Origin of the sequence: Facklamia sp. P13055, assembly GCF_050409445.1 — a bacterium.
Taxonomy (GTDB): domain Bacteria; phylum Bacillota; class Bacilli; order Lactobacillales; family Aerococcaceae; genus Facklamia.
This window is the reverse complement of the sequence record NZ_JBNUPL010000001.1, coordinates 226,194-236,782: the sequence shown is the minus strand read 5'-3', so window position 1 is coordinate 236,782 and position 10,589 is coordinate 226,194. Positions and strand designations below refer to the sequence as shown.

Annotated in this window: 10 protein-coding genes and 1 pseudogene; 2 read left to right on the top strand and 9 right to left on the bottom strand. The window is 29.7% G+C overall.

Annotated features, from left to right (window positions below):
• Window positions 1-174: 174 nt before the first annotated feature.
• The 7 genes and pseudogenes from ACQV2O_RS01070 to ACQV2O_RS01040 all read right to left on the bottom strand — a co-directional run bounded on the left by ACQV2O_RS01070 (window position 175) and on the right by ACQV2O_RS01040 (window position 4,575).
• A complete protein-coding gene (locus ACQV2O_RS01070; RefSeq protein ID WP_428874736.1) occupies window positions 175-405 on the bottom strand; it encodes a DUF6870 family protein in 231 nt (76 codons plus the stop codon).
• Between the two features lie 460 nt (window positions 406-865).
• Window positions 866-1,268: pseudogene (locus tag ACQV2O_RS01065) on the bottom strand (sigma-70 family RNA polymerase sigma factor).
• 281 nt (window positions 1,269-1,549) lie between these two features.
• Complete coding sequence (locus ACQV2O_RS01060; RefSeq protein WP_428874734.1) at window positions 1,550-2,305, bottom strand: ABC transporter permease; 756 nt, start codon at window positions 2,303-2,305, stop codon at window positions 1,550-1,552.
• An 8-nt stretch (window positions 2,306-2,313) separates the two neighbouring features.
• On the bottom strand, window positions 2,314-3,249 hold the full coding sequence (locus tag ACQV2O_RS01055; protein ID WP_428874733.1) for an ATP-binding cassette domain-containing protein: 936 nt from the start codon (window positions 3,247-3,249) through the stop codon (window positions 2,314-2,316).
• Window position 3,250: 1 nt separating this feature from the next.
• Entirely contained in the window at window positions 3,251-3,706 is a 456-nt protein-coding gene (locus tag ACQV2O_RS01050) for a GyrI-like domain-containing protein (protein ID WP_428874732.1), read from the bottom strand.
• 6 nt (window positions 3,707-3,712) lie between these two features.
• Entirely contained in the window at window positions 3,713-4,195 is a 483-nt protein-coding gene (locus tag ACQV2O_RS01045; protein ID WP_428874731.1) for a GyrI-like domain-containing protein, read from the bottom strand.
• Window positions 4,196-4,245: 50 nt separating this feature from the next.
• A complete protein-coding gene (locus tag ACQV2O_RS01040) occupies window positions 4,246-4,575 on the bottom strand; it encodes a helix-turn-helix transcriptional regulator (RefSeq protein WP_428874730.1) in 330 nt (109 codons plus the stop codon).
• A gap of 330 nt (window positions 4,576-4,905) precedes the next feature.
• On the opposite strand from ACQV2O_RS01040, the gene ACQV2O_RS01035 reads away from it, so the two are divergent.
• Window positions 4,906-5,256, top strand: coding sequence for a plasmid mobilization protein (locus ACQV2O_RS01035; protein WP_428874729.1), 351 nt, complete (start codon window positions 4,906-4,908; stop codon window positions 5,254-5,256).
• Between the two features lie 5 nt (window positions 5,257-5,261).
• Window positions 5,262-6,593 carry a relaxase/mobilization nuclease domain-containing protein gene (locus tag ACQV2O_RS01030; RefSeq protein WP_428874728.1) on the top strand — a complete coding sequence of 444 codons (1,332 nt, stop codon included), beginning with the start codon at window positions 5,262-5,264 and terminating at the stop codon, window positions 6,591-6,593.
• Between the two features lie 9 nt (window positions 6,594-6,602).
• On the opposite strand, the gene ACQV2O_RS01025 is transcribed toward ACQV2O_RS01030, so the two are convergent.
• Window positions 6,603-8,510, bottom strand: coding sequence for a UvrD-helicase domain-containing protein (locus tag ACQV2O_RS01025; protein WP_428874727.1), 1,908 nt, complete (start codon window positions 8,508-8,510; stop codon window positions 6,603-6,605).
• The gene (locus ACQV2O_RS01020) at window positions 8,498-10,588 is read right to left on the bottom strand and encodes an ATP-dependent nuclease (protein WP_428874726.1); all 2,091 of its coding nucleotides are present in this window, start codon (window positions 10,586-10,588) and stop codon (window positions 8,498-8,500) included. Before ACQV2O_RS01020 ends, ACQV2O_RS01025 begins: the two co-directional genes overlap by 13 nt.
• Between the last annotated feature and the right edge of the window lies 1 nt (window position 10,589).

Below are 10,589 nucleotides of genomic sequence, written 5' to 3'. Positions count from 1 at the left end.
AAAGTAAAAAATAGAGTTGAGGCCTTCGGCCATCAACCCTATAAATTATAGAACCATTATTTTCCAAAGAAAAATATGATAACTTGGAGTCATCAGCACATATAAAATTGTATCCTTATTTATTTATTAGTATACCATATTTAAACAAAAAAGTCATCCCCATTTATCATATCTTTAATCAATCAACATCGCTTTTTTCTGCAAATAGGATAAAAAGCAATCTTCTAAACTCCGTCCGTTGTTTGCATAGTTGCATTTTACAACTACATTGCCGACTTTCATAAAATACATAGAAATTGGATCTATGCAGTTTCTATTTCTTATATCTTCAATATCAGGGACTATATTTTTATCTATATCTTCCACTGACATATTTTTATATCTTGTTAATTCTTCTGTATTCATTAGAAAACTCCTTTCTCTATTGTTTTCTCTAATTAAGTTTCATGACATTGGTAGGTGCTTGGCAGCAACATAGGAATCTCACCTCCGCCCCTTGTTTAGACGAGCCGGCTTAAACTATTGAAGTATCATTATCACTACTTGTATCAACGAACAGATTGCCTCTTCTGTTTTTTATGTATTCCTATTTATCGCTCTTTTTCTTTTATCCTTGGCACTTGCCAGTATTCATTTAAACCGACTTAGTCAGCAGAAAAGTCTTGGCGTAGGTCATAATTCTCCACAAATAGATAAAGTCCTACCTTGGTCTATTCAATTGTCAATGTTCAAATATATAGGGAGCTTTTCTTTGTATTTTCCTATTTGCTATAAAAGGTCTTTCTCTTTACCAATGAAAATATAAGAGGTCAAACTCCCCTTCACTTTATATAAGGAAAATTTGACCCCTTTGGTTACCGAAACTCTAAATTTCTTTAATGAATTTCTTTAGCTTTTCAAGAATTTTGTTTCTTCTCTTGATTAAAGCCGGATGTGTAATACTTTTGAGCTTTGCTACTGAACGAACAGTTTCGTCATTAAAATATAATCTTTCAATAATATCCCTTTCTTCATCACTGAGTCTTGATATAGCATTTCTGAGAGCTTCAATCATCATTTGTGTTTCCACAATCTTGTCTACATCAACACTTTCATCAACAATATTATCTACAAAATGTCCGTCATGATCCAATGATGAAAAAGTGGTTTTTCTTGTCCACCTGCTCTAAATACTTTTCGTGTTCTTTTTCTCGCCAGTAGACTTTATATATCTGCTCGCTGACGCTAACCTTTTGTCCGTTGATATAAAGGTAATATTTTTTTGGCATATATGCTTCCTCCATTTCTTTTTTGTCTGCGTTTTTAGACAAAAAAGGAGGACTCCTGCACATAGGCATAAGAAGTCCTCTGAAATGAAAGAAATTAATTTCTTTGATGTATTTAGTTGTTATTTTTTGATAATTGACTATTTCAAAAAGGTAAATTATTTTTTTCTTTAAAGATACTGAATCTAAACTTACCCATAGCCATTCTCCCTTTATTATATAGAAGTCAAATTGTCATATTTTTAATCCTTCCTTATTTAAGTTAAATCAACAGATAAAAATAATTATAAATCCATTTCTTTTTTTAATTGTTTATTTGCAAATAAAAAACTAATTAAAGATAGTGCAGAAAGCAATATAGTAGAAATGCCTACTTCAGTTACATTAAATACTCCAGTAAACATAATTGTACGTATACTGTTGATAACATGAGTAAATGGATTTAAGTTAATAATTACTTTCAATATGCCGCTAATTTTATCAATCGGAAATAATGCAGAACTCAGGAAAAATATTGGCAATACGATTGCATTCATAACCGTTTCATACATCATCTCATTAGGAAGTATTAAACTTATTCCATAAGCAACTGAAGCCATAAAAAATGCAGTTAAAAATACTAATAATATGATAATAAAACTATTTGTTATTCCATTAAAAACGCTTACTGAAAACAGCAAACTTATAATAAACATAATGCTTACTTCAAAGAAAGTACATAATATCGCTTCCAGCACCTGTCCCAAAACTATAGTACTTCTTTTTATTGGAGCTATAAGAACACGATAAAAGCTGCCCTCTGTTTTCATCATATAATTCATAATCCCACTACTACTACAAGTCGAAAAACTCACAAGTATTATTAATCCCGGCAAAATAAATGCAGTATAATTTTGAATACCTGTTCCTTGCATAGCTTGTCTTGCAACCGTACTATAAAGAATAAGCCATAAAACTGGTTGCAAAATAGTAATTACAATTGTAAATGAATTATGATACCTCCATTTCATGTTCTTTTGTAATATCGTAAAAACACCCATTTTACAGTTCACCTTCTTTCCGTTAATCTTAAAAACACATCTTCTAATGTTGGCTCTATAATTTCAATTCCTTGAAATTTGATTTTTTGATCTAATAAAAACCTATTTATTCTAAGTAAATCTTCATTGCTATTATGAGTACCAACCGAAACAGAACGATTCTGTACTGTGCAGATTTCTTTTGAAAATTGTTTTTTTAATATTGGGATATTTTCTTTTGCTTGATTTTTATCCTTAAATAGTATCTTGATAGCTTCTTTTTTAATAAATTCTCTAAGTTCAAATGGTGTACCCTGAATAACTTCTTTTCCATTTTTCATAATACAAATTGTATTACTAAGATGGTCTGCTTCCTCTAAATAATGTGTTGTCAAAAAAATGGTTGTTCCAAAATCATCACGTATTTTTCCCACAATCTTCCACATAGCCATACGAGATTGTATATCCATACCAACAGTTGGCTCATCTAAAAATAATATTTTGGGATTAGATATCATATTCAAAGCTATATCTAAACGACGCTTTATACCTCCAGAATATGAAGATACAGGATACTTTAAGTATTGATTTAACTCAAAAGCATTTATCAGTTTATGCATTCTTTTTACAGCTTCATCATGTGATATTTTATATAATTTAGCTTGAAAAAGCATATTCTCTTCTAACGATAAATACGTGTCGATTGAAGTTCTCTGTGAAACACAAGCAATATCATATCTAATTTTTTCAGATCCAGTTTTAATATCATTGCCCAAAATCTTTATACTGCCACTATCTAATTTCAAATAAGTCGTTAAAATATTGATAAGTGTTGATTTGCCCGCTCCATTTTGACCTAAAAGAGAAAATATTTCTCCAGTTTTTACACAAAGATTTAATCTGTCTAATGCTTTAACTCCATTCTTGTATGCTTTTTCCACATTTGATACTTCAATAGCAAACATTTTATTCCCCCTTTATTGGGAACTGAATTTCCGTTATATATTTTTCCGGATTTCCCTTAAAAACCATCCCCGGACCTTTAATAAATAATTCTCTAAATGGAGGAGAAATCTCTAATACATTTTCTTTTGAGTACCTATCAATTGCTTCATAAGCTTTATATAAAGTCTCATATGTTCCTATATGTGTAACACACACCGCCTTTATTCTTGGCAAAATCTTTACTTCAATGCCATTTCCAATTGGCTCCTCATTAGTAGGAACACATAGTTCAATGTCCCCAACTTTTGTTTCAGAATTCATAGTAATATAATTAAAAAATGGAGAACCACTTGTTTTTCCATGTATAGATTTAAATACTTTTGGAAATACCTTGCTTGCATCTGTAACAATGCCTCTATATTTCATATAAGCAACTCTTACAGGATCAATATCTTTAATTTCAATTTGATAATCCATAAAAATTTATTCCTCCTCTTCTTTTATTGCAATCCACACTTCAGAATGACCTATCACTGGTTTTTTATCATAAATAGGATAAACTTCAATATCAGGTAACCCCGCATATTCATAACCTGAAAACGGCAACCATTCTGTATAAAATCGTCTAAATATACTCTGTACATTTTCTTTTAAGTAACCATCATTTTCAAAAACAACCCAAGTGCTTTCAGGAATTTCATATTCAAACATTCCTTCAGGAACTACTTCATTACTTGCAGAAGCGATACAATAAAATATATCCTGAGGATTTCTGTATATACTAACACCTAATATCCCTTTAGGATTTTCATTAGATAAATTACATATTGTTTTAAATTCTTCCGTCAATAAAATCCTATCCCAAAATTTAGGTATGGATTTTAAATTTAATTCCATATCATCACTTAAAGCAGTTTTCACTCCAACAATACGCATTGCCGGTTTCTTTTCAATACGATATAACATAGCATTCCCTCCTATCACATTTATCGAAAGCTTTAAAGCTGGATAAGCATTTAATTCACTACCAATATTTTAGCTACAAAAGGAGCAATTCCATGAACACTTTGAAAAGCACGATTAAATGCAGTTGGAGAAGAATAGCCATATTTAAGTGCGACATCTATAACCTTTTGATTTGTTCTTTGTAACTCAAATGCAGCTTGTGTCATTCTTCTTCTACGAATATATTCAGACAAAGAAATGCCTGTTACATAAGAAAAAATTCTTTGAAAATAGTATGTGGAACAACAAGCAATACGTACCACTTCATCATATGAAATTTCTTCTTCTAAATTGTCCTCTATATAGGCTATAGCATTACTTAAATTTTCTAACCATTTCACACTTATCCCTCCTTTGAAAATAGAATACATTAACTTGAAATTATATTCCTCGCTTTTTATGTTATATTCTGTAAACTACTTTATCTGAATAAAAATTTTAAAGCAATGAATTAAAATTCCATTTTTGTGATATAATATCTGAAAAGAACTATATAAAAGCTTAATGCCTGCTATCTAATTCATTCTTTTGTAGCAAGCACAGTAAGTGTACGGACACTTACGGAAAAATTGATGAAGCAGCCCTTTGGGATCTGCTTCTTTTTTTATCAATTTTTAGCTTGTTAGGGAGAACCCTAAGACCCCAAAATACATCGAAAGGAGAAATAATTTATGGCAAATAGAATACGAAATGAAAGACTTGAAATTAAATTAACCAAAGAAGAAAAGGCTCTTTTTGAAGAGAAAAGAAAACTTGCGAAATGCAGAAATATGAGCCATTTTATCCGTAAATGCGTTTTAGAAAAAGAAATTTATCAAGTGGATTTAGAACCTTTTAGAGATTTACAAGGTTTACTTTCCAACGCTACAAACAATATCAATCAAATTGCAAAGCGTGTAAATTCCACTGGCGTAATCTATAAGGACGATATAAATGATATGAAAAAGCAGATTGAACATTTCTCAAAAGAGCTTTGGCAAATACATTCACTACTTCTTAACAGAACTTCTGGAGGTGATTAAATTTTATGGCTATTATTAAAATACATCCTATAAAATCAACACTTAATCTTGCCATATCATATACTGTAAATGGAGAAAAAACAGATGAACAAATATTGGTAAGCACTTATAAATGTCATCAAGAAACTGCTCATACTCAGTTTCTAAAAACCCGAAATGATGCAGGAACAAATGGAACTGTTCTTGCAAGACACCTTATTCAATCCTTTTTACCGGGAGAAACAAGTCCTGAAATAGCACACCAAATCGGTCTTGAACTGTGCAAAAAGATACTGAAAAATGAATACGAATTTGTCTTATCTACTCACATAGATAAAGGGCATATCCACAACCATATCATCTTTAATAATGTAAATATGGTAACTGGCAAGTGCTACCAATCCAACAAGAAAAGCTATCATAAAATTAGGTATCAAAGTGATAAGCTATGTAAAGAAAACAACCTATCTGTGATTGATGAGTTTTACGAAAGCTATAAGAGAAAGTATAAAGTAAATGGCAAGTCATGGTATGAAAATGAACAGGCAAAGAAAGGGATTTCTTGGAAAAGTAGACTTCAATTTGATATTGACCGCATAATAAAGCAGTCTAAAGATTGGGAAGAATTTCTAAAGAAAATGGCGAAACTTGGCTATGAAATCAAACATGGAAAACACATAGCTTTTAAGCCAAAAGATAAGCAAAGATTTACAAGAGCTAAGACGATTGGTGAAAATTACACTGAAGAAAGACTAAAAGAACGCATAGCTGAAAAAGAATCCATTAAGACTGTGAAAGTTAAAAAACGAATCGGAAATATCATCAACATGAATACTAATGCCAAAGTGAAAGAGAGCAAAGGTTATGAGTATTGGGCAACCAAACATAACTTAAACACAATGGCTGAGTCCGTTATTTTCATAAGAGAACATGGCATTAAATCCATTAAACAACTTGATGAATTCATTCAAAAAAGTGCTGAAGAAAGACAGAGCTTACAAGATAAAATTAAAGAAATTGACAAGAATATGCAACTGCTTTCTGATACTATGGAGCAAGTTCATGCTGTTAAAAAGTATCGAGCCTACTATAAAGAATATAAGGTAAATCCGTCTGACAAGGCATTTTTTGAGGAGCATAAGGCTGAAATCACACGCTACGAAACAGATCTTGCAAAACTTAAAAAGTCCTATTCAAAGTTACCAAATTCAAAGGATATTTTAGATAGACTTGACAAACTGCAAGAAAAAAAGAATACCCTAATGCAAGAGTATTCTTCTTCAAAAACTACAATGGACGAGCTTTACCAAATACGAAAAAACTATGGTATTTATATGGGTAAGGAGATGGAGAGATAGCCATCTCCTCTATTCAATCGAAGAAATATCCATAACATTTTCTTCACCAAAAAAATCTTTTGCTTTCCCCAATATGTCAGAATCATTAGTAGGCATATATATTATTAAATTCTTTTTTGCTCTCGTTATACATACATAAAATAATTTTTTCGTTCTTAGTTGAACATTAGAATTTGAAGACCCCTTTCCAAATAATGTATTAAAATCGTATTTATTCCAATCAGACTCTAATACAAGAAGTACATTGTCATATTCACTACCCTTAACACTATGCTGAGTACAAATTGGTGAAAATTCTTTTAAATATAAAACACTTTTTCTATATTGATTAAATGTTATCTTTTTTATTCTCTCCCATAAATAAAATCCTTTATTTAAAATATAATCACTGAATAATTCATCTTCTTTGAGTAACCCTTTTACTTCCGCAAATTTTAAAATATCTTCTATCGTTTTATTATCTTCACTTACAAGATAATCAATTGCTTGCTTAAGACAAATCTTATCATTCCTATTACGAATAGAAAATTTTGTTATTCGTAAAAAATCATTAAATTTATTAGCCTCATATAATTCGATAATCTCCTCTAATATATCTAATCTTCGTAAAATCCTATCTCTATAAGAATTAGCTTCATATCTACCACTCATCCCATTTAATTTATATGACATAAGTGATTCCTTAGTAACTCTACATTTTTCGTAAGCTTCTTTCCATGGCATATCTTTTAAAACACTGTATATTGACTGATAAATTTCATCTCCGTTAATTTGATCCAACAGCTCTACTTTTTTATATGTCGGTTTTACCTCTAACGCCAATTCTCCCAAAGTCTTATCACTATCTAAATTTCCCTTATCAATTTTTTCCTTTATCTTGCTTATAAGCGTAATTATCAAATCAGCATTATATAGATCATATAAGCCTTTAAATCCAGCCATTTCAGCATTATATTTATGAGTCAACCTTAACTCTTTTGTTTGTTTTCCATCCAAGAAATTCCAAGATTCAAAAATACTCTTTTCCTTTATGCTTATAAAATCATCTGTTTCATTTCCATATAAAAATTTAATACTGCCTTCTTTAATAGTTCCATTCTCCATATTAGGTGCATTTATATCTTCTGAAGGTTCTTGTATAATACCATCATCTCTAAATTTATTGGCTACTTCAATTACAACTCTTGGATTTCTTCGGTTTTGAGTTTTTACTATTTTAGTTAAACTATATTGATTTAAATTACCAACTCCGTTGTCATATATAGATTGCATTGAATCTCCAAAAAAACCAATTACATTTTTCTTACTGCTTTGTTTAAGATGTTCTAATAATATATCAGCAACTAAAAGACTTGTGTCTTGATATTCATCAACAAAAATGCAGTCTGCAATATCCTTCAAAATGTCTGCTATTTTTTTGTATTTCTCAAACATTTTCTCTGCAACAATCAAAATGTGATCATGGCTAATTTTAATTCTGTTTTCATCATTTGGGGTTACAGAATAATACTCGTCATAATCCACATAAAGATTTTTGAAGTAATCTTTAGAAATTAAATCCTCAGAAAAATCTTTCGGCTTTTTAAAGTTCTTTTCATCTTCATCATTAATAAGTTCTACTAAAACATCCTTAATTTCATTTTGATATTTTCTGATAAGATCCCATATAAACTCATGGATTGTTGAAACCCAAATATTCTCATTTTCTATTCTTGATAAAATTTCTGCAACTGCATTATTTGTATATGTAATGCATACTATCTTAATATCTGGTAATTCTTCTGTGAGTGCATTTATTAATGAAATTAAGGAGTATGTTTTTCCACTCCCAGCTCCACCTTCTAAAATGAAATTTTCACCATTTTTTATACATTGAAGAGCTTCTAAAACTTCCTTTTCTAAAGTTACTGTATCCATAATAAACCCTCCTCAATATAATGTGGAACTGTCCATTTTTCATCCTCATTACCATCTTCTTTATCGAAATATAATAAACTTGATGCAAATGCTGACTTTTTTTTAACATTATTTAATGCAAATTTATAATAATCGCCACTTTCTATTTCATCAGCTGCAAAGTCTTTTAAAGCTCCATATTGATAAAACCCTTCTTTGTTTTTTAATATAAAGTCTTTATTTAATGCTATAAATGCATCTTCAAAACTACTCGCTTGATACTCACCATCAGATTCTGGTATTTGATAGGCTATTCTCATATTATCTTTAATTTTATCCTCAGCATTTTTCCCTACAAGTTCCTTAAATTGATTATTCGATGAATCAATTCCGGTATCTTTAAAAAATTCTTTTATTGATGCATTACTTGTATGTGTTCCCTCATCGGGGTGACAACTCGTATATACAGTTCTTTCTTTTCCATTTTTATCTATTTTCTTTTCAGATTTTACAGAGTCAATATCCGTAACAAACAAAACTTTTGTTCCTAAAAAGGAAAATAAAGGTATAAATATATGAGAATGCGCTCCAACTTCTATTATAGAAATGTTCTGTGATAATAGTGGAATAAGATCTGCTTTTGGCTTTTCTTTATTATCAATTTTATGCATCATCATTGGCATTAAAATTCGTTCGGTATCTCCTTCTATACAAATAGCTTTATCAGCAAAGAAAAGTTCACTTCTATTCATTGTCAGATATTGTTTTACAAACTTAAATCCTTTCTGTTCATCTCCACCATACTCTTCTTTTAAAGAATTAAAACTCTTAGCTATAACCATATTCTCGCTCTTCTTTAAATATATAATGTCATCAAAGTTACATTCAGAAACTATATGTGATGAATGCGAAGTGATTAAAATCTGCAACTGTTTATTCTTGTCTTCCAACAACTTTTTTCTATGTGCTTTAATATGAGATTTAATATTCCTTATAAATATATACTGTAACTGAGGGTGTGTATGTGCTTCCGGCTCTTCAATATATAAAAGATTTATATCTGCCGGTTGTTCAAATAATTCCTGTATCTTGGTTTCAATCTCAAACAAAATACCAATTAAATTCAAATACCCCAATCCATTATAAGTTTCTGGAAGTGAACTATCTCCCCCTTGTCTATAACTTAAATTTGTATTATCTGACAATAAATTTTTCTCTGAAATAGATGACTCTATTGCTATATCAATTCCATTTTCTGCACCACCATAAGTTTTTATAACATCTATAACACCACTAAAGATACCATCAATAGATTCTCCACTTTCACTTTTTTCTCCATTGTAAATCTTGTATAACTCTTTATCAGCTTCCTCCAATTTTTCTTCAAGTCTTGTAAATACCAACTCGCTTTCATTTTTAGCAGCTTTATAAGAACTAAAATATTTACCTGTTAAACTTGACAAAACATGATTACGATCATCATTAGAAACTGCTCTATCAGCTCTTATTCCTGCCACTTTAATTACTTTTTGAATATCCTTATTATCAATTTCTTCTGATCTATTTTGTGTTATTTGATTTAAGACAACATCAAATTCCCTTGAATATTTTTTAGTTTCAAAAAAATTTGAAAAATTCTTACTGATAAATTTAGAAAATGACATGAAATCTTTAAGATTCTTTTCGTTAATGATATCTTTTAATTCCATAATTCTCTTTATAGGTATTAATGAAATAAATTCTAAAACTATAATATTATTATCTGGATTCAAATCCATCATAAATTTTTGGATATTTGCATATGAATCATTATCATCATACTCAATAAATAATTGCAAATTAATAGCCTCTAATGATGTAGCTTTCTCTTGCTCAGATATATCGAAATCAACTATTTTTTCATAGAGTTCTTTCTGACATTCCAAATTTATATCTTCCCACATTACTTTAGATGAATTTAACATCTTATCCAAAATAATAAGAGCTGATGTTTTTCCGCAATTATTTTTACCTATAACTAATGACAATTCATCTTTAAAATCTAATTCAAAATTTTTTAATAACCTAAAGTTTTTCACTTTCATCTTTTTTAAAATCATT